The sequence below is a fragment of the Cysteiniphilum sp. GTC20157 genome, assembly GCF_055396795.1.
On the sequence record NZ_AP044699.1, the window covers coordinates 23,200 to 44,475 of the forward strand.

Here is a 21,276-nt window from a genome sequence, read left to right on the forward strand (position 1 = left end):
CCTTCTATTATTTACAGGTTATTTAACTTCATTAACGCCAACTAAATTGATTGCTGCCTGATAATCTGCTATTGCCTTAATGGGTAGTTGTGGCAACAGATTATTTGCTAAAGCTAAAGGCATGACTTCTTTTTGGCGCTCCAGATTAGCAACAGGCAAATCATTCAAATTCAACTGACATATTCTGTTGGTGACTTTATGGATAGACCTCATGTATTTATTTTCTTTCTGTCCCTTGAAAGTACTGCTTTTAAATACACCCGTCAGTTTTGTGTATTCAAACTGTACATAAACCATATCTAACAGAACAATAAGCGTGGCATACTGAAAACAGATTGAATTGTTTACCATCAGATCATAGTTTGCCTGTGGCTTTGGCTGCCACTTAAGAGGTGGTTTATGCGCTTTATTGATTTTTGTTAAAAGGTTAATGTGCTTTTTGTAAAATTTAGCTATGCGCATCATATCGCCAAGCAACTCAAAAAGCATAATGTAGGCATTAATATCACCTCTTGATGCCATATGGTTCAATCGACTGAGTTTTGCCAGCGCAATAAAAACACGTCTTTTATCAGCTATGCGACTATCAAAGAGTCGTTTGGTCTGGTTAGAGACAACTTCAAGTTTAATAATCTTATCCATGACTAACCTCTTCTTTACTTTTTTTATTTTTCTTATCTTTTTTATCTTCTTTGTCTGTCGTATCTTTATTTATTTGGTTAACTGTGTTGGTTGGTTTTATGATTTGAATGCTGCGAATCGTAGCGCTTAATGGCTGGTAGATAGCATTGCTCTTGAAGGCACTAGTGTAGTAAAAACAAACTTTTTCAAATTGCTCAGAACTATTGTTACTGGATTGACAGGCATATACGGTATGGTCGATCACACCCATCTGCATTGCTTTTTCTATTACTGAATCAACATCTGTGTCAATTTTCTCGCGCTTACAGAAGTACTCCCAGAAATCAACAGTGATGTAGATGCCTTCTTTCGGAGTTGAGCTATAAAATAATCGATATGGTTTCCCGTTAATTTCACGTAATGAAAATCGTAACCATTTTTCAAGCTGAGCAGGGTTTAATACTATATCGGTATGGTCGTCTTGTTTGTTGCCTGCCTCACTTTCACTTGTTTTCTCAGAAGTTTCTGAATTTGGATGTGTTTTATTTTCTGCTGATGAATGCTTATTGTCCGGTGTCGTTTTACTTTGAGTTTTTTGTGAGTTTAAAGCGCTGTTATTTTTAGTGTCATCATCATTAGTTTGCTTAACATGACCACCGATGGGCGTGTCAAGTATCTCTTGTGCTTTTTCAGTATCTATATCAACAAAATTAACACGTTTCATAATGTCACGTATGATCTTGGTCTCTGGATGATTAATATCATCTTTAAGGAAATCATCAGGCAATATATCTCGTGCAAAATCAGGGTTATCTGGCTTTAAAATAGGAAATCTAACTTTGTATGCCTTATTTGCCGCATTAATAAATATGGCATGCCCATTTGGCAAAGACATTAGAAGTTCAGGCGTTAACAGACTTACCCTCTCTGTATTTAGTGAGTCTCTATTAGATGATCTGAAGCCATGCCCACTTGTATCAGTCACTCCACTATCCTGAGTTGAGGAGGCTACCATGATAGAATCAAAGCTCTCGCAAAGCATTTTAGCATCGTTTTCCTCTTTAATTCTGAAGATTAACTTCCACCCCTGTGAATTAGCAATGACTTGCGATGCTTTAAGTTTATCACCACCAAAAGCAGTTGCTAAATCTTTCAACGTTTGCGTTGCCCAGGAGATGCGGAAACCCGTACCACGCGCTTTGTTTAGTAGCTGGATAAATTCATCATTTGCAACCTCTGCCGTCTCATCAATGAATAAAAAAACACCCTCACCATTTTTGCCAACTTTACGTCCCTGATCGTTCATTTGACCAGCATAATTCGTTAAATCTGCCAGCACACTTCTAACGATCGTTGCAGATAACACTTTGTTGGATAGTGAACTAATACCTATATAAACAATGGCATTGCGCTTAGGGTTATCTAAAATTTCTCTCACATTGTATTCTTTAAGCTGCTTATAACGATTACCTGCTTCAACAATGCGGTCACGATCATAATATGAGAAAATTCTCATCTGTTTTGTACCATTGATTTTGCTGAATAAAGGAAATACGTTATTAATCATCTTGTCACGATGCTGTTGATCTTTTTGAGATACAATAAATAATTCAAAATCGATACGATTGACCATATCAATGTGATCAATCTCAATACCAGATGTCTCATCAGTTAGCTCATCCATCTTGTTGCGCACAAATTCAACAATAGCCGCATTACGTGCTTGAATTTCCGTAATGGGTTTTGCTTTTTCATTGAGTTCTCTTTCAGCGAGAATGGCTTCTGTTCGATTCCCCACCTCCTCTTTAAATTCAGGATAGCGCTCAGGATAAATAGATTCACAATATCGTCTTAACAATTCTAAAGGTCGAGCAACATAAAATTGAAGAGATGCAGGATCAGGGCGAATCCCTATTTCATCCAGTGCTTTAGCTGTCTGGTGAATTGCCTGCCAGGCTGAATCTGTAAATGGATTGGCATTTTTTTCTGACATGCTGCTAGTCATGCGCCCTGCAACTTGACTGACATCGCTATAATTACCAAAAAGATTAGCTTTCGCTGAAACATCATGCTGACCGAGGTGTATGATCATAATATCATCTAGCCGACCGCAATCATAAGCAGCACAAAACATATTAATCATGGCATCTAAATCACCCTTCGGATCTTCATATATAACCAGTCGCCCTTTTTTAATATCTGACACCATCTGTGATGTCATACCAACTGTTTTCCCAGCGCCTGTCGTGCCCAGAATAAATCCATGGCTTTTGCGATCGGCTTCAGTTGCATAAACTCTTTTTTCTGGCGTGCTATTTAATGAATGATAAGCCGGAATACCAGCCATATCAGGGATAAGCGGAAAACCTAAGCGCGTCATCAGTTTGTCAAAATTAGAACATTCAGACTGTAGATGTTCAAAATGGCGCTCAATAAATTCTCTGTGCATATACTCAGAAAGAAGCTTGTTAGCCCATTTACTTTTGGCTTCATACTGAACGTAGGTATAAAGTCGTTGACGATGCATAGCACTCCAACGAAAACCTGTTCCCATGAATAAATCATATCCTTTAGCTGATTTTTTATTTTGAGCAACTGGAAGTTGACTGTTGGTCATCGTTTCAGGTGCAATAAAACTCAGTCGATGCTGATAAATCCAACCTTTAGCTCCTTTACGGATAAATAAAAATCCCCAGAAAAAAATCACCATCACAAATATCGCATGACTGAATGCGTCAAAAGGTAGTAGCATGACATCGCAGCTAATCAGTAAACCGCACGCCCATAAAAACAAGCCTGCAACAAGATCAAAAAAGAACAGGGGTGTAAAACGGTTATCAATATTCTTTGTGACTTCAATCATATTGATTTTATGAAAAAAAGCATTAATAACATCAGCTATCCAAATAAGTGGTCTTATCAAGTAATCCACTACATCAATAACGTAGAGTAATACAGCTGAAACGCGACTTAATACGGGATGTAGCTCACCTGTTTTTGAGACCCGACTAGCTTTACTCATAACTGACTCCCTAAACGCTTACCATTAAGCTGAAGAAGGCGGCTTGCCAACACCTGCTCCTTTTGTAGTTGGTGCTTATAATTCAACAGTAGCGCATAAATTTCTTTAGCCTTCATTACGGCAAGTTTTCTAATGACATAAGCGCGTGTTGTTGACTCAGTAATACCTTTAAGTGAATCTGTACTAAAACTGTCAATAGCTGAATTACTCAGCGTGTTATAAATATTTTTTTGATCTTCGGTGCTTGCTTTCATTGCGCTATTGGCAGTTGATTTAAAAGCTTGCTCTCTTAGCACCGGTAATTGATCTTTGGCTTGTGCGTTATTCAATAGCTTCGGTGCTGTTTCCACTGTAACTGTCATTGGGTCAGTGATGGAGTCAGTCACATGATCATGGCCTACTTTAATTGGCTGAGTTAAATCAGAAATAAAGTTTTCTGATTCTTGTGAGGTTGCATTCAGCGCATTACAAGTTAACTGATTCAATGTATCACTGACAGAAAGATCCGCACAGGTATCTACTGGAGTAGACTGTTGTTTTAAGTCAGTATTAAAAACAGTATTCGCTGTCTGTTGATCTCTGACAATGGCATTTGCAAAGTCATTATTCATAACATCTGTCAACATCGCGCTACCGTTAATATCACCTGAAAGAATATTGCCTGATGCTTTCATTTTTTCATTATGCTGACTGGCATCCTTCAAACTATCCTGAACACGCTGCTCCACTTTCAATACATCGATAGTGGGAAATGCTTTAGTCTGCTGTAACAACAATACAGATATTGCCATGATTGAAACCAGCTTAAGCCCACGCATTATTACAGCCCAACCAATTCTTTGATTTTGTCTGCAACCTCATTGCCACTTAGAGCATTAAGCGCCATATCGCAAAAGCTCCCATTAGAGTATTTACCTAACGGATTATTCAAATCAAGATCAGACAATCCTGGTAAGTGCAGACCATTACCACATGAACCATTACTATTTGTAAGAAAAAATGGATTATCTTGCACTTTGTTATTTAAATTTAAATCTTTACAGACATCTGTTTTAATATCAGGCACATCAAATTTACAGGATGCTGCATTGCTATTGTTAAACATTGCCATACCAAATAATAATGGCATAGATGCGAAAAAAATCTTATTCACGGATAATCCCCTTATTTAACAGATTTTTATAACGTGATCTCGCACTAGTGCGACAGATAACAACGTTATGGTTTGCCCTTGTTCTTCTAACAAGCATTCGCCAGAACTCAGCAGGTGAAACACCAGCAACATCACTAACCACAATAACGAACATCACAATCAACATTAAAAATTGAATGATGGCAAAATGAAAAATCAGAATGGCCATTAATGGCACAATCAGGATTGGGTCAACGCGACTGAATATACGCGGCTTAAGCGCCATATCCCGTCCCCTAAATCGTAATGCCTGCTCCATAACCAATCCTTAGTTAAACTGAACGTCGCCATTGGAGGCTTTCTGAGCGGCATTATCAACACCAACTGTTTTCCCCGCCATATTAATAAACGGTGAGGCTGCAATTAAGATAATTCCGAAAATAAGTCCAGACATACATGATTTAAATGACGGAGCTTCCTGATCTCCGGCTCTTGCACGGGTTCTTCTATAAAACCCATATAACCCGACATACACTAGCAGAAAGGTTCCAACCACTGCCATGCCAACAAATATGGTCGTTTTTAACTTGCCAGCATCAGCAACACTTAAGATTGAAGTTAACCAGTCAAATATAGTACCATTCGTGTCCGCAGCAAGTGCTAGTAATGGGGAACCTAATAACAACCCGCCAAATAGCGTTTTTAATGCACAGCGTATAATGTGGCTACTATGACTGCCTAATTTGTTTTGTCTAATTGCTCGATTTTTTTTACTTTTATGTTTCATTGATTTCTCCTCGTTGATTAATGGATAATTAATGCAGCGTATTCACCCTGCCTGATAAACGTAACTGGCATTGCCAATCACAATTTGCTTATTACTGATGAGCGTTACTGTGCCCACAACTGTTTTTTGTCCAACCTGAACAGTCAGATACTCATCATCAAGTTTAATGACAGCACCATTAGGAGTGTTACCCAGATATAAAACCGTGTGCTTGGCATCGTTGACTACCTTAGTTTTATTTTGTGTACTCAACTTTTCGCCTTTTAGATCTGACGTTGATTCTCTATTTTTTTTATCTGTCTTATTTTTCTCATTTTCTTTATTTTCATTATTTTCATTATCAACAATCTGTGTTTCCTCAAGATGCTGTGCCTGCTTATCTTGTGGGTGAGATTGCTGTCTGACAGTAACATCACCTTTGTCGGTGTTCATCGCTGAAATAGCTGATTCAATTTTCGATAAATCTGGCGTGCCAATTTGCTTCATCTGCCCAAGCATGTTTTCCTGTACCTGATTCAGATTTTTATTTAATGTCTGCACATTCTCATTCAGCCTTTTCATCGCTGCTTTAATATCGCTTTGCGTTGCATCCAGTGCAGTTAACTTGTCATTTAGCTGTGTTAAGGCATCAGAAGATTCACTGCGCAAAACAGCAAATTGCCCTTTTTGTGCTTTCCATAACCCTTGCGTAGTTGTGTTATATTGCTTTGTACTCAGGCTGTTATTGCTAAAAACTGCTAAAGCTGAAAACACAACAGCCCCAATAGCAGCAAGCAGTGTGACATGTTCACTTAGCTTTGCTTTTTGCATTTTTTGCGTTTTTTGCGTTTTTTGCGTTTCTTTCTGAGGATATGACATTGCCTGATCTACACTTTGCTTGGCATTACTCTCTTTACGTTTTCGTGATGCGGCAATCTGTGACCTTTTCTCATCCCTTTTAGGTTTTTTTTCAACTGCTTCTACCTCACTGGCATCCTCATACTCATTTAAGTCAGTATCTGATGCTGCTTCGCTCTCTTCTGACTCAGTAATATCTTCATTATTTGCCTCCTGTATATCTTCAACATCTTCACCCTGTTCAGGTTCACTAAGCATCTTTTTAAATTTACTCATGGGTTTATTCTCCATAAACTTGTTTATTAGTTAGCGTAAGCATCGCCGCCTGAATCATTTCCTGACGTAGTTGCGACTGAAAGCTCATCACTGAAATATAGTTTTCATAAGCCTGCATCTGTGTAAGGGAACGCAATACTGCTGAGTCAGACATGAAATCAGCAGCATCTTTCTGGGTATTTGTAATCTGCTTCAACCATTGATCACCCTCAGGTGTGCCAAAGTGACTGTCTGCGAATTTCTGCAACAATTGCATCACCGATGGGTTTTTAGGGTTGTCATTCTGACCAACACGTAAACTTCTAATGGTATCCAAACTGGATGCAGCCAATGCACGTATTGCATTGGGGCGTAGGTAATTGTTGACATAAGCCAATTGATCGCTGGCATTTTTAGTACTTGGCGCTTCAATGACACCAGGTCCAACAATAATATTGTTGAAAGTGCTGGTTGCCTTCATATTGTCTTTATCAAATGTATCGCCCTGCGATCCCATTAACAAATCAGCTCGTAAAACGCGGGGGCTAATCGCATCTTTATTACCTTCGGCATCACTGTGTAACTGATCAGCATTAAGACTGCGTGCTTCTTCAATAATATCTCTTGCATTTTTCTCACCACTGGCCTCAGCGGATAATGTGGTATTTCGATTAAGTAAATCACTGGCGCGTTTAGCACTGCGTGAAGATACGCTGCTTAATAGACTGCATGTAGCATCATTTAGTGCGTCTGAGATGGAATAGCTGGCACAAGCATCAGGTGAAGGCTGCATCTGCATAGCGAGTTTTTGATTATAAATGCTGTTTTGTGTCTGCTCATTGCGTATAATTGAATTAGCAAAACCATTATTCATGGTATCCACTTCATATGAAACACCCTGAATACCTGCATTGAGCTGATTACCAAACATTTTGATTTCTTCATTAAAGAACTCAACCGCCTGTTGCGCTTGCTGAAATAATGCTGTCAGACTGGCAATGTCAACCGTTGGCCAACCTGTTGCATTAGCCTGAGTCATAGCACCCGCCAGTGACAACCCCAGTAATGACTTAACCAGTAATTTCTTCATCATGACCTTTTTAACCTCTTTATTCTTAGCTTTACTGCTTTTAAGTTTGTACTTATTTACCTTAAATATTTATCGGATGACCGAGCCAACCAGATATCAACGTAATAACCTCACCAATATTCCATAAGAGAACCCCTGCAATCATCAGCCCAATAATGGTGCCCGGTGTATGCTTTGTCTTTGCACAGGCAAGGGCATACCACAACACCATGCTACGTATAAAAACGACCACTCCAATGAGCTTGATAATCTGTATAATCAATGCAAAAGCTTTAGAAATCTGTGTGGTGTCATCAATGCCCAAATTAAGTTGTTGAAGCACACTCTGAACATTACCGCCTACAGTCCACGGATCCGCAGCCTGTAATGTATAAGCACTGGCACCAAAGACAGTACGTGAACTCATGTCCATGTAATTTGATAACTGAATTAACATAATACCGATAAATACCATTACCATAATTTGAGAAAAGCGGTATTCTGATTTACCTTGTGATGCGTCATAGCCTTTAATGACTGCGCTAACAAGTAAAAAAACACCGATGACTGATGATAAAATCAATAAGGCATTACGCAAATTCATGAAATCAGTGATGGACATCAATTACTCCTTCCTCTGCAAGTTGATTAAAGTGCTGCTGATAGCTGCGCCCATAGGTTTCAACACAATACTGAGTAGCTCTTGTCAGATCATCCATATGATCAAGCAAGTAGTTTTGCACTTCTTCAGTAAAAATTAGATACTCACGCACAGCTACTCGACCCCCTCTTTTCTGGGAAGCATCAACCTCTTTACGACGTAATAGTTTCTGGAAGACAACAATTCCCAATAAACTTAAAACTTTTTTGATTTCCCCTTGAGTCCTTAAATGATCTGGAATCATGCCAAGCATGCGATTAACGACCTGAGATACACTGTTAGCATGAATGGTTGTAATGACAACATGACCTGTTTCTGAGGCTTGAATCATAGCATCCAGGGTTTCATAATCACGTGTCTCACCAACCATGATGACATCAGGGTCCATGCGCAGCATTTCATAAATAGCACCTGAAAACTTCTCAGTGTTTTTTGGAACTTCCATTTGCGCAATCGCTGAGGTTCCCTCATCAATTTCAGTATAAAGATACTCAAGTGGTGACTCAGCAGTGTAAAAGTTCAACCCCTGCTCCCTCAATGGCGACTCTTCAAAAATATAACGATTCATTGAGGCAATAGAAGATGATTTGCCTGAACCTGTTTCACCCGCAAACAGCAGGGCGGAGCCCATAATTTCATTGTTAGTTGAAGTTAACAACTTAACATAAGCCTCAAGAATTTCAGGCTCCAAATCCAAATCAGACCATTTTGGCGGCACTGAATCAATCGGTCGCATAACAATAAAAACACCATTATACTCTCTGACAATATTCACCCGATAACGATACTGTTCGTTCTTATGTCTAAAGCTGTAAGAGCATGGCAAGCCTTTACCAAACAACTCAGCAGACAATCCCCTTCCCTTATAAATCTGTTCTGCAATTTCAGATGTCTGTTGATCTGTAACACTAAACTCAGTAATAAAGATATTCCTACCATGCAACTTTGCTTTTATCGCTCGCCTTGATCCAATCATAAAATCAGATACGCCAAGATTTGTATAATGCGCTATCAACGCATCAAACTTATCTTTATGAGTAATCTCATACTGTTGTAGCTCAAATGCAGGTGTTACATCACTGCCTGCGTGATCTTGAGATGTTGTCTCTGGAGCTAGTGATTCTTGCATTCTTGATCCTCACCCGCGTTTGACTCATCATCTTCATCGATAATCACAACTTTTGGATAAAAGCTCAGGTTTTCACGAACATGATTCACCAGCATAGTTGCTGTACGTCTGTCAATTTCAATTGTTTTAACATTTTCGACGGGCTGTTCAGCATTTGTTACATTTTGTGTATCACCCTCACATTCAAGCAATGAGGCTTCATCATGTGCGCGTTTTTCTTGAGCAACTTTTTCAACCTTACTTTCGTTTATGTTTTTGCTCTTTTTACCTTTTTCATTACTTTTAAGGTTCATTATCTGCTTTATCCTTTGTCATGGTTGGTTAACTTTAGTATTCATTTTTTAATATTGGTTTAAGGCTTACTAATGGCACTTAAATCCCCCTGTGGCTTAAATTCCCAGTCAATCGGGTTACTGTTTAGCTGTGCTGGCGTAGTAATACGATAAATATGATTATTCACGCTCATTTCTGTTTTACTGATATTTGCTGAAACACTGTTCTGGCTATAAGCAATAAATGGACTGGATACCTTATTTTCTGCATATAAGCGCAAATAGGTCAGCATTCCGTTAAAATCTCGGTTAAGTAGGCTAATCCTATAATTCATTTCCTGATTAGCCTGCTTAACACCCAGCCCCCACCCGGCATTAAAAGCGTCTTTCCATACCAGCTGTTCACTACTGTCATGCGGTAATAGCCATGAAGCAATTTTCTCTGGAGCACTGACAGGGTGAATTAAATAACTTCGCCAGCTGGGAACAACGGTAACTAAACGCGCATTGGCATATAACTGGTAATACTGATCTGAAATGGTAATTGACTTACCCTGGTAATCACCCTGCACATAATTGTTAGATTTTAAAATCACCGGAGGCAGAACATTAACAACAGGGGAGCCTTCGCTGGCATAGCTTAACAGCCATGTAAAATTAAAAATCTTATCCAATGCATTACCTTCTTGTAAAATGTGCTTTTGTAAGTACTGAAGTTGATCGGCATAGCCATATTGTTGTCCTGATCGAAGCGCGTTACTTTTAATCCCCATATCTCTTGCTGAGGGTAAATTCTCCTGATTCCCGTTTGAGCTTGCATTAAGCATGACGCTGTAGGCATCATGACTAATCTGAGTCTGGCCATTATCGTGCAATACGGTTGTATTATATAAATCATCGGCCTGCGCAAAGCATTGACTAAAAATTAATGCACTGGAGACATACAGATAAAACTTGCCAAATAATCTCATATCAAGCTCCAAAGCTCATAGTGACGAGTTTTGCCGTTGGCGCCAGTTGAATAATCGCTTTATTGTTCAGCTGTGCATTCAAATCCCTTAATCCCTCAACCAATGGCTGGTTTTTAAGATCAAGCGTGACCATAATCGGCTGTGCTGGTGGATTGCCAACGAAACTCGCCTGATACCCTGCCAGATCAGCAATACCTTTTAAGGCTTCCTCAGCAGTTCCTACGAAATGAAAAGTTGTCTTTTGCTCAAAGTTCACAGGAATCGATTGCAGATTAAACATAAAGCTCTGCCACTGTTTAGCGTCAGCAGTTTTATGAAGTTCAGCGGTTTTTATTTCAGTTAATGTCTGAATATTCTGACTGGTCTGAACAGCCACGGTATCCAATGCATATAATGGCTCATTCGACCTTGGTGGCGTGGCTACTTGATTCGCGGCACATCCTGATAACATTAACGTGCCAAATGACAATACAGCAACAGTTGACTGAAGCACTACTTTGTTAATTTTCTTTATTTTTTTTAGCTTTTTTCTATTCGTTACTTCTTTAATTTCTCTTAATTGCTTTAGTTTTTTCACTTGGCTCTCCTGAAATTAGTTGAATGAACATAACCTGTCAATTCATACGTAATTATCTGTGTTGAGCACTATATTGCCTGAGTTTCAGGGGCAACCTACCCCCCTAAAGTGGGGTGAAAGTGAAAATAATTTAATTTTTTTTACCTAGCGGTTGAAATAAGAGAAAAAATCAGAGAAGCAAAGGATAAATTAAGAAAAATATGAGGGTAAAAAAGTAAATAAATGTAATGTAGTACCTGGATTTAAGCAGGCAATTCAGTCTCAATTAATTCATAATAAGCATTAATACAATTTTTTAATAAAATATCATCTGCTTGATCATTATCATCTGCTTCACCTGAGCTGATAAGTCGCTCACGAGAGCGTTGAATTGAACTGGAAGGAAACTGATTGGATAAGATTAAACGTGCATGATGCACAGGTTGTTTACTAATGCCTGCCAGTTTTTCTTCAAGTCGCTGCTTAAAGATATAGTCTACTTCATCTGTTTTAAATGCCCATAGCTTATTCGTTGAAGCAAGATAGTATACCGGAACAATGAAGCGTCCACTTTCCCCGTCTATATCCTGAACCACCAGTAAAAACGGTTGGCCATATTTATCATGCCTGCCACGCAAATGCCGTTTCGCTAAAGTAAAGTGTGTTTCATTAAATCCCAGATATTTACGATAAGTGTTTTGCTCATCTTCTGACTCACCCATCGAAGAAATGAATACACACCCCATCTGTCTGACGAGTGCTATATCCCAATCTTCAAGTAACTGACTATCACCACCAAAGTCATAACCATATTTACGTCCTTCTCGAACATCACGTGCTAAGTCTTTATTAAAATTCTTAGCTTTTTTAGAACGATGCTTTTCATACACCCGAACAATCTTTGGAATCCCCGCCTCTGCTTTAATCAGTTTTTCATGATAAGCATGGTATTTCTCACCAATACTCAGATCTGATTTAAATGCCTGCATGTTTTTATGAATATTAAACTTGTTGCGAAAAATATTCACATAAAGCATATACATCACTGAAGCCTGACGTTCTTCCTCTGTCTCTTCACTGGATTTATCCTCATCCTGTTTGCCACACACATACTGCAAATCCAATATATGTATTCTAGCCCCTTCAATGTTGTAACGTGTTGTAATGACCGCATTGGGATATTTCGTGCAGATCAACTTAATTTTATTGATAAATATATCAAGCAATGCTACACCCTGACCACTTTTTATTTTTCTGGCGCTATCGATGATACTCTTAGACTCAGACAATACATCGGGTAACTCTTTAATGGTTGGCATGGCCTGCTGTTGACAGCGATACGCCATTCTAAAATCGTCTTTATCATGAAAATAATCAAACAGTTCCCACCAGTTATAGTTACGTAGTTTGTGATAATCAAAGCCATTTTGAAGCAAAGCAGAATCCACTTCATTATCCATGCCTTGTGTCCAAAGCTTGGGATGATCAGATTGATCACTAAAATATTGATAGGCTTCTATGACAATTTCATCCAACAAGGATGAAAAATCACGACCAAAGCTCGATTGCCCAAGATCAGCAGCACACTGATCCATAAAATTGACAATACTGGCACGCTGCGCATTACTGGGATGTCTGGCACCATAAGGCAAGTCGAATATATTAACGGCAAACTCTTCATTCAACTGCGGCTCATCGTAAAATACCAGATGCTTTTTATCCTCTGGTAACGCATCACGAATCGAGTTAGCAAATAATTGACCATCATAACCAATAGTAACAACACCTGTCAGTGGTAACTGTCGATAGGGTTCCCTGAATAATGTGGCATGAAGCACAGAGGCATTTAAAAAAGTTTTACCAGTCCCAGGAGGTCCTATCGCAATAACCCTTGGAAAGCTTTTCTGTTTCTCACCCGGATCAAAGGGATAAACAGAATAATCCTCAGCATTAATGAAATTAATTAGACCATCTGACCATGGTGAGCGAAAACGCTGCCAAGGCATCTGAACAAAAGCATCATATACACAACAGGCCATGCCTTTATGAATGGCTGGCTCAGCAATTGATGGTAAACTCTCCATCATTGACTGATGTGGCATGGCTTTTTCAATCTTCAGGCTCTGTGTTCCCCAATCTTCGACCATTTTACGTAAATTAGAACTTTGTGTTCTTAATACTTCTTTATCCTGATGCCAGGTTAAAATTGACAAGCGATAAATAGCCAGTGGCTCTGATTCACGCTTACGCACTGCCTCAATCACAGCACCATCATCTTTGATACGATTACAGTTATTTGGTCCTGGTATAATACCCGCCATACCAATCATCGATGCACGTGCCAACAGTGCATTAACCGCTTTTGTGCTGGCCGTTAAATGCCAGTTCATTAAATAGGGTAGATGCAGGGTTTTGTTCAGTAGTGACTTAAAACTGGTTAATATATTTTGAGGAACTTCAACACTCATTGATTGATAGTGAAAACCATTAAATGACATAATGCCCTGTTCATCGAGTTTCATATCATCGCCAATAATCTGAGTTAATAAAGGTGGTAGTAAATAACCTGACAAGCTGTTCTTGTCCACACTTTCATCAATACGCATCTGTACCAGATTAACTGATTGTTCACCTTTGCTGTCATAGGTAACAGGTGACCACTCTCTTGTGGCATGTCGGTTAAGGATACTGCGATAAAACTGCAATGTCTCTTTTGCCGTATGCACATGGAATTTAAACCCATTAATTGCATTTAATGTCGCAATGACTGATTTAAGGGTATCCTGATGATAACGCATCACCGCGCGATTAAAGCTCAGTGGATTCTGCCCATAGTGTTTTTGCTTAAGCGCTGTTTTCATATCGCCCTGAAAACCAATCTGATTTAACAGCTTTGCAACATAGCGGTTACGTTCAACATTAGCTTCCTTAGCATTAAGCACATCTAATACACCCTCACCTGTTTCAATCGTTAATAACATGCGATCACTACGTGTTATTCGTTTTAACGTTTCTGCATCCTGCCGATGAATATCATGCACATTCAAATTAAGACGATCTGCACATTTATCATAATAATTAACCGCCAGATCAAAATAACTGTGATCATCTGGATCATTGACAAAGCTCACAATCAGCCGACTGTCTTCAGAGGCAAAAAAATTACTTAACTGATCAACTATGTACTGAATATTCTGCATAGATTCGCTTGAGCTAATGATAGAGCTATAGCCATGCAGTTCAATGGTTGTTGATAATTCTCCATGATCACACAAAAGTGCTTCATAGTCTTCATTTTCACCATAAACGGGAGCTTGTAATTTGGTTGTATCTAACAGATTCATATCTGCTTTAAAAATTTGCTTGAGTTGTTTAAATAGTGCTTCCATAAAAATATAAATGCTTAAATGAGTCTTAATTTTATACTATGTGTATTTCTGATTCGTTTCAACTATTTTCTTATTTATATACATGTATAGTTATTTGTATTTTTATTGTTGGATGGTATAATAAACACTATAACTGAATAAGTGGTGATGAGTCGATGTACCTGAAACATCAGAATAAAAAATTAATGCGACTGGCTTTGATACTGACAATTTTATTTTTAGTATTTGCTATTAATGTTGCCTATCAGATGATTGATCAAACCAGGCATCAGCGTATGATTGGTATCAAACCTTCAGGTCAAACGGTCGAACTTAAAACCCTGCATGAGGCACCCAATGTCTAAAATGATGATGGTCTGCCTAATGATAGTAAGCATGCTATCACTTGCTCAGGCGTTTGATCACTGTGATGGTCCACCGTGGGATCCCTGTGAACTTTTTTCCAGCGGTGATGTTCCAGACAATCAGAGCGCAGCTAATAGTTATATTAAAACACTGCCACAACGAGTTAGTGAAATACATAATGCACCACTAACCATTGATAAACTTGATATGATGGGCTTTCTAGGCGATGCTAATGAAAAATCACAAACAGCTACCTATTTAGAGTTCTTAATGTGGGAAGCAGGCTTTGAAGCCCAAGGCAACTATGTTGCTAATCAGCAGCACCCCTATGCAGTATCTGACTTTTACAATCATCAATATGGTGATAATTTTAGCTATTTCCTACCACCCTTTGATTATAAAAAAGGTTGGAAGTATTGTCAGGCACTGAAATTTCGACCAACTGTTGAGCAAATCAAGAAAGCACAGTCTATTTTGCAGGAGATTAATGATGTGATCACTGTATTAACCACTAAGTTACCTGAGTTCGATGCCAAAAGAGAAACTTCAAGTGATTTAGTAAAAAAGAACAGACAGTATTATGATAATGCATTAAAAAGACTGAAAACATTTAACTATGAAGCTGATATCAACTATGCACAAACACAGTTTGATCAATACATGATTGTGCAGAATAAAAAAGCCATAACAGGTGAGCAGTACTGGATTAATCAACCCTGCCTCAAAGGTGATTCTGGTGGTCAGCTTACGGTTTACAACTATTAAAAACATTAGAAGAAAATAAACGAACCAATAAAAAATAAAGACAACATTTAAGGAGACTAACATGGCTAGAGGTACCGTAAATAAAGTAACACTGGTAGGAAGATTGGGCGCAAATCCTGAATTAAGATATATGCCTTCAGGCATGGCGGCAGCAAATATTCGACTTGCTACAAATGATGGCTATAAGGATCGTCAAACCGGTCAATTAATAGAGCATACAGAGTGGCACCGTGTCAGCATCTTTGGTAAGTTGGCTGAAACACTTGCGCAATATACAAAAAAAGGCGACTTACTGTATATTGAAGGGCGTATCAGAACCAGTAAATATCAAGATAAAGTTACCGGACAGGATCGTTATAGTACTGAAATCATGGCCACCGAAATGCAAATGCTAGGTGGTCATGCTCATACGGATAGCACCGTGGCGACACAAGCAGTTGCCACACCTTCATCAAATCCTATTCAGGCGCAGAATCCTCAACAAAACACACCAACAGGACATGCGCCAAGTCTTGATGACCTTGAGAACTTTGACAGTGATGAAGTTCCTTTTTAGTGTTTACTCGAAACCTATTTTGAAAAGTAAAACGCTATAGCAACCTCTAAAATAACCGCCCGAGTCCACAGGAATAAACATGGTAATTACCAAAAAAGATACAACAACACATTATCCTATTTATCTTTCTGCTTTAATCAGAAACTATTTGATGCGTAACGAGCTTTCCATTGAGGAATTTGCTGTAAAAAGTCAGCTAGATAAAAAATTCTTGCAGGATATTGTTAACCAAAAGGTCAATGATTTAAGCCGTGATCAAATGATTGCTCTATCACAGGATTTAATGATACCTGTTCAGGCAGTTATCTACCCCTGTGAGATTCTTAAAAAAGATATCGAATCAGCCGTTGATGCTATTTATGACGCATTACCTGAAAACAATCATACACGATATAATAAACTCGATCCTGTCTCTCATCTTGAGCGCATGTCAAATGCAACTGAAAAAGCATTAATGCTGAAAGGCTATAAAAATATTGAGGATTGCATTCGTGCAAATCCTGCATTACCTAAAATGGTGCTTCACAGCATTATAAAACGAAAAATGAGCAGTATGCGTGCTGATACCCTAGCAAGCATTTCTCATGCACTGGATATTGACCCATTGTTGCTGGCAGGGATTAAAGTAAATACCAGTGATGATATGCTTGATAACAGTAATGATGATAATATTAAACAGATCCCACTATATGCATCAGTCGATGAATTAAGGGCAAGTCAAAGCAATAAAACCCATGGGTTTATCGCTGTTCAGGGCATTCAAAAATCATTTCATGCGGATGAGCTGAAGGCTATTATCAGCCAGAATACACAGCATCATGTCACAATCAGTATTGTTACAACACCAAGGTTTGACCCATATACTAATACAAAACATTTGTATGAACTGTCAGATGGTTATATCATAGAAGTTAGTTTATGTAAAAGCTCGGCGAATACAACCAGAATTGAAATTCTTGGTCGCATGGAGAGCATCACGGATGAACACAAAGCCAGAATTATTGGACGCTTGGTAACATCCATTACACAGTACAAAGCGACAGACAAGAAGTAAGGAATTAAACAATGAACAGAGCACAGTCAGTTTTTGAAAGAACTTATCAGGAACAACAAGTACAAGATATCAATCAACAGCATCGTGAAGAGGATAAAAATCGCGTTGATAACTTATTAAGTATCTGTAAAACTAATCCTGACCATTTTAAGCAAATGATCACACATGATGAATTGCAACGTTATAAAAAAGCACAGGCTTACGATGAATGGATGAAAGACCAGACTAAGCGAGGCATTAAAGTGTTTGTTTGCCTGACAACTGCTATTATTGTACTTTTCTTTTATGGAGGTTCAAGCGCCTCTGCTTTGTCAGACTTTGCTCTAGCTGGGTCTGCTGTTCTAGCATTATTCTGGTTATGGTATTCATTAATGCTTATCTTCTGGGTAAATACGCTAGTTCAAGATGTTATAAGCGGACAAAAAAAATTGCGTAAGAATAAACTTTACTTATATCAAAAATACTATGTTTAAAATATAGTGATTGTCAATTTTTAATCAATGACTTTTTCAGCTCCATTACAGTCTTCTTATCTAAACCAGTGCCCTCAATTACTTTATTGACAGAAAGCCCCATTCTTAAAAAGTTAGCGGCAGTCTCTTGTGCTTTTAAGAAAGCACCTTTTTCTATCCCTCTTTCTATTAATTGCTGTGCAGCCGTCATAACAAAATTTTCCTCTTCATTTAAGGTTTTTTTATACTCTTTGATCATGGTGTCTGCGGAGGTTTCCCAAGATTTTAAGGCATACATCCACCAATCATGTCTTAACTCAATTTTAGTGCATTTTTGCAATCCATGCATTAAATTTTTGATGACATTATCATCAACCTGTTCGTCAAAAGTATGTTTTAAAGCAATTTCAAGCCCAGAGATCTCACCATGTTCCAGTAAATCTTCATCATCTGATTGTCGGTAATCAATTAAAACTGGCTTTAAGAAATACTTCTGGGCTAACTCTCTATGCTCAAATTTATCAATAATGTCAGTTGGGTAAGGGTAGGGTGAGGGTTTGCCGTGATAAGCGAGGAAACTGACGACTAAAGGATATTTATCAGGCTTTTCAGTTTCAATGAAGTCCTTAAGGGCTGAAATATCATATAATGCATTACGTAAAGGATAGTGCTTGTCTGGTGTGCTCTGATGTTCACTATGAGCAATTAGCAAAACTTCTGCATCATCATAAGTTTCACAACTATAGACAATATCTCCTATTTCTTCTTTGAGCTGCTCATACAACTTAGCATCTTTGTCAGGGTCAATATTGTATTGCAGTATAATCAGGTTACGAATAAACGTCCCACTCATTTGTCTCAGTTTTAAGGTTGAGAAATTAAGCTTTTCTTTTATGTCTTCTGGTAGGTAGATTTCGCATGCTACTTTAAACATATTCGGGTTTGAGAAAGCTTTACGAAACTGTAAATCATGTGCACCCATAATCTATTGCCTTTATCTATCATTACGCCACAAACTATATCAGCTTTATTTGTGTTATCAATTCTTGTCACCATATCTTTCTCTATAAGCCTGTTCATGTGTAATACGACTATCAGGGTTTTCTTTGTTATGCTTTATGACATCAACACCCGCTTTTGCTACTCTTGAAAGCTCAGCTATTGCTTTTGTTGCATGTGGATTGCTCAGCGCACCACCGCCTGATAATCCACCACCCATGCCAGGATTTGTAAAGTCCGCTGCCGAACCAAATGCAGATACATCACCATAGCCTGATCCCATCCACTGCAGAATCTTATCGGGCATAATAAAGCTTACGTTATAACAAATCATCGCAAACTTAATTAAACCATAAATATAAACACTTATATAAAAAAATTGCGTATAAAAACTGCCACCAACTACTGTGCCTGTCCCCCAAAAGAATAAAGTATTCCAGATCGTTAATGCAATTGGAGATAATGCATAGGCACTTGCTAATCCGACTACAAATAAAAATGGTCGCAAAAGTAATGAACACAGCATCATGATGGTTCTAATGACACGCCCTGAGATAAACTGCTCATCCGGAACAACCCATAGTGCCATCCCTAGATTAATTGCAATAAAGGCTTCAATCAACATAATAAAGTAACTGATCAGCAGCATTCCCCAGATGATAATTGGCGTAAATGGTAATATCACCAGTAGTGTATTGGTTGGAACCATTAATGCAGTGGCCCACATTGATGTCTGGGCACTCATCCACTCTAAAATTGAAGCCACGCCTTCTGTTGCAATTGCGGCCCCAAATTTACCAATAATTGTTTGGCTTGCACCATGTGCCACCCCTGCACCAACCTTAAATAAAACGGAGGTTCCGTAAAAAAGCATATAGGTTCTAAACAATGAAGACCCCAAGTTTGCAGCTACTGTAAAAATAGACTGCTGGTTTTTTATATCAGTAATGGTTTTATAATCATAATTATCAAGCGCACTTACATATTTTTGAGATCCAGTTTTGGTCACTAAAATCCAATTCATTGCATCACCAACAATGCCATCAACCCGCTCAAATGAGCACCCTGATGCACTACAGGCATTGTTAATTTCTGCACTGGCTTTTGCATCTTTAGAAATATTTGCATTATCAATGATAGCATCATTGTTTTTCTTTTGCATATAAAGAAGATTAGAGGTTAATATCTTAAAGTTTTCATCAGTAACACAGTATTTATTGCTGCCAAACCAGCTCCACCACCCTATCTGACAAACAGGTATAATATTAGCTGACATTGTACTACTATAGGCAATAGCATTGCTGACAAAAGACGACTGGATATCTGCCAGCACTTTCCACCACAACACACCTAGCCCCCAGCCTGACTGATCAATAAAATCAACAAAGGAATTATCGTCCAGCACATTTGTCTGAATTTTACCTGGAATCGCCTGAACTTCCTGAATGTAGTTATTAACAGCGTTTAAATACATCTCCTGTGCTCTTTTAGCCTGCTCCTGCGTATTAGCGTCACCATTATCAGCAATCTTAATCCCGCCAGTATTCTTATCAACACTTAAACTCGCTAAAACCTCTGCTGATGGTGCAATATTATTTACCAGATTAATCACTGCCTCACGCAAACGTGTGCTTTGCTCATTGACTACCTGAGTCTTAAATGAAGTGCCATTGGCTAATGCAGGGAAGTTAATTGACCCACAAATACCATTCTCACCAAAATAGAGCTTCTGCATCAGCCCATATGAGTTATTGGTAACGTTCAGAGATTTGTATTCACCTAATGCACGATTATAGTCACCTAACAATATAAGTGCGTTAGTATTCGCCATCACTGGTTTTATTTCACCATTGTGATAAATTTGGCTCATGTCTAGATTTGCTTTGCCATCATGTGCTTGAATCGCCAATGTGCAGACTTCTGCCTGTAATATATCGTTAGATAATTGAGTTGGATTAATAGCCCCGGCACTTAATACAGGTGGTTTTAACATTTCAGCCACCGTACTTTTATAAGCCATGTTCGCAAATGAATCGCCCATTAAAGCTGTTTTAATAACGCCTACACGTTGCGCTACAGATGTGCCACCCAGACCAATGGGTGCAATAAATAAGCCAACGATAAGTGCTTTCCACACCTGAACCGTCATGCTTTTTGCCTGCTGTGTATTGCTCTCAGATATTCGCCATATATTCCAAAATGATGAAAACAGAACAATACAAAGCAAAAGCAAACCTGCATAGCATGACCAGTAACCAAGATGCGTGATGATGGTATACATGCTTCCAGCATTATCACTACTTGTCTGACCATATTGCTTAACAAAATCACCAAACAATAATTGTATTAGGCGATAAACAAAGCCCCAGTTATGACCAAGGTCACTCCAGTCAAAGCCACTCAT

At 38.5% G+C, this 21,276-nt stretch carries 21 protein-coding genes; 5 read left to right on the forward strand and 16 right to left on the reverse strand.

The window, feature by feature from the left end; translation table 11 throughout:
- Window positions 1-18: 18 nt before the first annotated feature.
- From ACZ5V8_RS11460 to ACZ5V8_RS11525, 14 genes are all read right to left on the reverse strand, one after another.
- A complete protein-coding gene (locus ACZ5V8_RS11460) occupies window positions 19-642 on the reverse strand; it encodes a hypothetical protein (RefSeq protein WP_464218831.1) in 624 nt (207 codons plus the stop codon).
- Window positions 635-3,643, reverse strand: coding sequence for a conjugative transfer system coupling protein TraD (traD, locus tag ACZ5V8_RS11465; protein WP_464218832.1), 3,009 nt, complete (start codon window positions 3,641-3,643; stop codon window positions 635-637). Before traD ends, ACZ5V8_RS11460 begins: the two co-directional genes overlap by 8 nt.
- Window positions 3,640-4,434: a hypothetical protein gene (locus ACZ5V8_RS11470; RefSeq protein WP_464218833.1), complete on the reverse strand. Its 795-nt coding sequence runs from the start codon at window positions 4,432-4,434 to the stop codon at window positions 3,640-3,642. Before ACZ5V8_RS11470 ends, traD begins: the two co-directional genes overlap by 4 nt.
- 29 nt (window positions 4,435-4,463) lie before the next feature.
- A complete protein-coding gene (locus ACZ5V8_RS11475; RefSeq protein ID WP_464218834.1) occupies window positions 4,464-4,796 on the reverse strand; it encodes a hypothetical protein in 333 nt (110 codons plus the stop codon).
- On the reverse strand, window positions 4,789-5,094 hold the full coding sequence (locus tag ACZ5V8_RS11480; protein WP_464218835.1) for a hypothetical protein: 306 nt from the start codon (window positions 5,092-5,094) through the stop codon (window positions 4,789-4,791). The genes ACZ5V8_RS11475 and ACZ5V8_RS11480 overlap by 8 nt, the downstream gene beginning before the upstream one ends.
- A 9-nt stretch (window positions 5,095-5,103) precedes the next feature.
- Entirely contained in the window at window positions 5,104-5,562 is a 459-nt protein-coding gene (locus tag ACZ5V8_RS11485; protein WP_464218836.1) for a hypothetical protein, read from the reverse strand.
- 42 nt (window positions 5,563-5,604) lie between these two features.
- On the reverse strand, window positions 5,605-6,675 hold the full coding sequence (locus ACZ5V8_RS11490) for a hypothetical protein (protein ID WP_464218837.1): 1,071 nt from the start codon (window positions 6,673-6,675) through the stop codon (window positions 5,605-5,607).
- Between the two features lie 4 nt (window positions 6,676-6,679).
- Entirely contained in the window at window positions 6,680-7,747 is a 1,068-nt protein-coding gene (locus ACZ5V8_RS11495; RefSeq protein WP_464218838.1) for a hypothetical protein, read from the reverse strand.
- Between the two features lie 58 nt (window positions 7,748-7,805).
- Entirely contained in the window at window positions 7,806-8,345 is a 540-nt protein-coding gene (locus tag ACZ5V8_RS11500) for a hypothetical protein (RefSeq protein ID WP_464218839.1), read from the reverse strand.
- Window positions 8,332-9,513, reverse strand: a complete 1,182-nt coding sequence (locus ACZ5V8_RS11505) for a type IV pilus twitching motility protein PilT (protein WP_464218840.1) — start codon at window positions 9,511-9,513, stop codon at window positions 8,332-8,334. The genes ACZ5V8_RS11500 and ACZ5V8_RS11505 overlap by 14 nt, the downstream gene beginning before the upstream one ends.
- On the reverse strand, window positions 9,498-9,806 hold the full coding sequence (locus ACZ5V8_RS11510) for a hypothetical protein (RefSeq protein ID WP_464218841.1): 309 nt from the start codon (window positions 9,804-9,806) through the stop codon (window positions 9,498-9,500). Before ACZ5V8_RS11510 ends, ACZ5V8_RS11505 begins: the two co-directional genes overlap by 16 nt.
- Window positions 9,807-9,865: 59 nt before the next feature.
- Window positions 9,866-10,756: a type IV secretory system conjugative DNA transfer family protein gene (locus ACZ5V8_RS11515; protein WP_464218842.1), complete on the reverse strand. Its 891-nt coding sequence runs from the start codon at window positions 10,754-10,756 to the stop codon at window positions 9,866-9,868.
- Between the two features lies 1 nt (window position 10,757).
- Window positions 10,758-11,333, reverse strand: coding sequence for a DotD/TraH family lipoprotein (locus ACZ5V8_RS11520; RefSeq protein ID WP_464218843.1), 576 nt, complete (start codon window positions 11,331-11,333; stop codon window positions 10,758-10,760).
- Between the two features lie 242 nt (window positions 11,334-11,575).
- Window positions 11,576-14,701, reverse strand: a complete 3,126-nt coding sequence (locus ACZ5V8_RS11525) for a hypothetical protein (protein WP_464218844.1) — start codon at window positions 14,699-14,701, stop codon at window positions 11,576-11,578.
- Window positions 14,702-14,856: 155 nt separating this feature from the next.
- Between ACZ5V8_RS11525 and ACZ5V8_RS11530 the strand changes: the two genes are divergently transcribed.
- The 5 genes from ACZ5V8_RS11530 to ACZ5V8_RS11550 all read left to right on the forward strand — a co-directional run bounded on the left by ACZ5V8_RS11530 (window position 14,857) and on the right by ACZ5V8_RS11550 (window position 17,894).
- Window positions 14,857-15,045: a hypothetical protein gene (locus ACZ5V8_RS11530; RefSeq protein WP_464218845.1), complete on the forward strand. Its 189-nt coding sequence runs from the start codon at window positions 14,857-14,859 to the stop codon at window positions 15,043-15,045.
- The gene (locus ACZ5V8_RS11535) at window positions 15,038-15,811 is read left to right on the forward strand and encodes a hypothetical protein (RefSeq protein WP_464218846.1); all 774 of its coding nucleotides are present in this window, start codon (window positions 15,038-15,040) and stop codon (window positions 15,809-15,811) included. The genes ACZ5V8_RS11530 and ACZ5V8_RS11535 overlap by 8 nt, the downstream gene beginning before the upstream one ends.
- A gap of 61 nt (window positions 15,812-15,872) precedes the next feature.
- Window positions 15,873-16,367 carry a single-stranded DNA-binding protein gene (ssb, locus tag ACZ5V8_RS11540; RefSeq protein WP_464218847.1) on the forward strand — a complete coding sequence of 165 codons (495 nt, stop codon included), beginning with the start codon at window positions 15,873-15,875 and terminating at the stop codon, window positions 16,365-16,367.
- A 79-nt stretch (window positions 16,368-16,446) separates the two neighbouring features.
- A complete protein-coding gene (locus ACZ5V8_RS11545; protein WP_464218848.1) occupies window positions 16,447-17,421 on the forward strand; it encodes a hypothetical protein in 975 nt (324 codons plus the stop codon).
- An 11-nt stretch (window positions 17,422-17,432) separates the two neighbouring features.
- Window positions 17,433-17,894 (forward strand): hypothetical protein, encoded by a 462-nt coding sequence (locus tag ACZ5V8_RS11550; RefSeq protein WP_464218849.1) that lies wholly within the window; start codon window positions 17,433-17,435, stop codon window positions 17,892-17,894.
- A 13-nt stretch (window positions 17,895-17,907) separates the two neighbouring features.
- On the opposite strand, the gene ACZ5V8_RS11555 is transcribed toward ACZ5V8_RS11550, so the two are convergent.
- Together ACZ5V8_RS11555 and ACZ5V8_RS11560 are read right to left on the reverse strand one after the other, a co-directional pair.
- A complete protein-coding gene (locus ACZ5V8_RS11555) occupies window positions 17,908-18,855 on the reverse strand; it encodes an Rpn family recombination-promoting nuclease/putative transposase (RefSeq protein WP_464218850.1) in 948 nt (315 codons plus the stop codon).
- A gap of 57 nt (window positions 18,856-18,912) precedes the next feature.
- A complete protein-coding gene (locus ACZ5V8_RS11560; protein ID WP_464218851.1) occupies window positions 18,913-21,276 on the reverse strand; it encodes a DotA/TraY family protein in 2,364 nt (787 codons plus the stop codon).

Excerpts from the sequence above, each read along its gene's own strand:
- ACZ5V8_RS11515 (WP_464218842.1), bottom strand. The coding sequence starts at position 10,756 with ATGAGATTATTTGGCAAGTTTTATCTGTATGTCTCCAGTGCATTAATT.
- ACZ5V8_RS11495 (WP_464218838.1), bottom strand. The coding sequence starts at position 7,747 with ATGATGAAGAAATTACTGGTTAAGTCATTACTGGGGTTGTCACTGGCG.
- ACZ5V8_RS11550 (WP_464218849.1), top strand. The coding sequence starts at position 17,433 with ATGAACAGAGCACAGTCAGTTTTTGAAAGAACTTATCAGGAACAACAA.
- ACZ5V8_RS11530 (WP_464218845.1), top strand. The coding sequence starts at position 14,857 with ATGTACCTGAAACATCAGAATAAAAAATTAATGCGACTGGCTTTGATA.
- ACZ5V8_RS11460 (WP_464218831.1), bottom strand. The coding sequence starts at position 642 with ATGGATAAGATTATTAAACTTGAAGTTGTCTCTAACCAGACCAAACGA.
- ACZ5V8_RS11500 (WP_464218839.1), bottom strand. The coding sequence starts at position 8,345 with ATGTCCATCACTGATTTCATGAATTTGCGTAATGCCTTATTGATTTTA.
- ACZ5V8_RS11490 (WP_464218837.1), bottom strand. The coding sequence starts at position 6,675 with ATGAGTAAATTTAAAAAGATGCTTAGTGAACCTGAACAGGGTGAAGAT.
- ACZ5V8_RS11480 (WP_464218835.1), bottom strand. The coding sequence starts at position 5,094 with ATGGAGCAGGCATTACGATTTAGGGGACGGGATATGGCGCTTAAGCCG.
- traD (WP_464218832.1), bottom strand. The coding sequence starts at position 3,643 with ATGAGTAAAGCTAGTCGGGTCTCAAAAACAGGTGAGCTACATCCCGTA.
- ACZ5V8_RS11505 (WP_464218840.1), bottom strand. The coding sequence starts at position 9,513 with ATGCAAGAATCACTAGCTCCAGAGACAACATCTCAAGATCACGCAGGC.
- ACZ5V8_RS11535 (WP_464218846.1), top strand. The coding sequence starts at position 15,038 with ATGTCTAAAATGATGATGGTCTGCCTAATGATAGTAAGCATGCTATCA.
- ACZ5V8_RS11485 (WP_464218836.1), bottom strand. The coding sequence starts at position 5,562 with ATGAAACATAAAAGTAAAAAAAATCGAGCAATTAGACAAAACAAATTA.
- ACZ5V8_RS11510 (WP_464218841.1), bottom strand. The coding sequence starts at position 9,806 with ATGAACCTTAAAAGTAATGAAAAAGGTAAAAAGAGCAAAAACATAAAC.
- ACZ5V8_RS11555 (WP_464218850.1), bottom strand. The coding sequence starts at position 18,855 with ATGGGTGCACATGATTTACAGTTTCGTAAAGCTTTCTCAAACCCGAAT.
- ACZ5V8_RS11470 (WP_464218833.1), bottom strand. The coding sequence starts at position 4,434 with ATGGCAATATCTGTATTGTTGTTACAGCAGACTAAAGCATTTCCCACT.
- ACZ5V8_RS11525 (WP_464218844.1), bottom strand. The coding sequence starts at position 14,701 with ATGGAAGCACTATTTAAACAACTCAAGCAAATTTTTAAAGCAGATATG.
- ssb (WP_464218847.1), top strand. The coding sequence starts at position 15,873 with ATGGCTAGAGGTACCGTAAATAAAGTAACACTGGTAGGAAGATTGGGC.
- ACZ5V8_RS11560 (WP_464218851.1), bottom strand. The coding sequence starts at position 21,276 with ATGAGTGGCTTTGACTGGAGTGACCTTGGTCATAACTGGGGCTTTGTT.
- ACZ5V8_RS11545 (WP_464218848.1), top strand. The coding sequence starts at position 16,447 with ATGGTAATTACCAAAAAAGATACAACAACACATTATCCTATTTATCTT.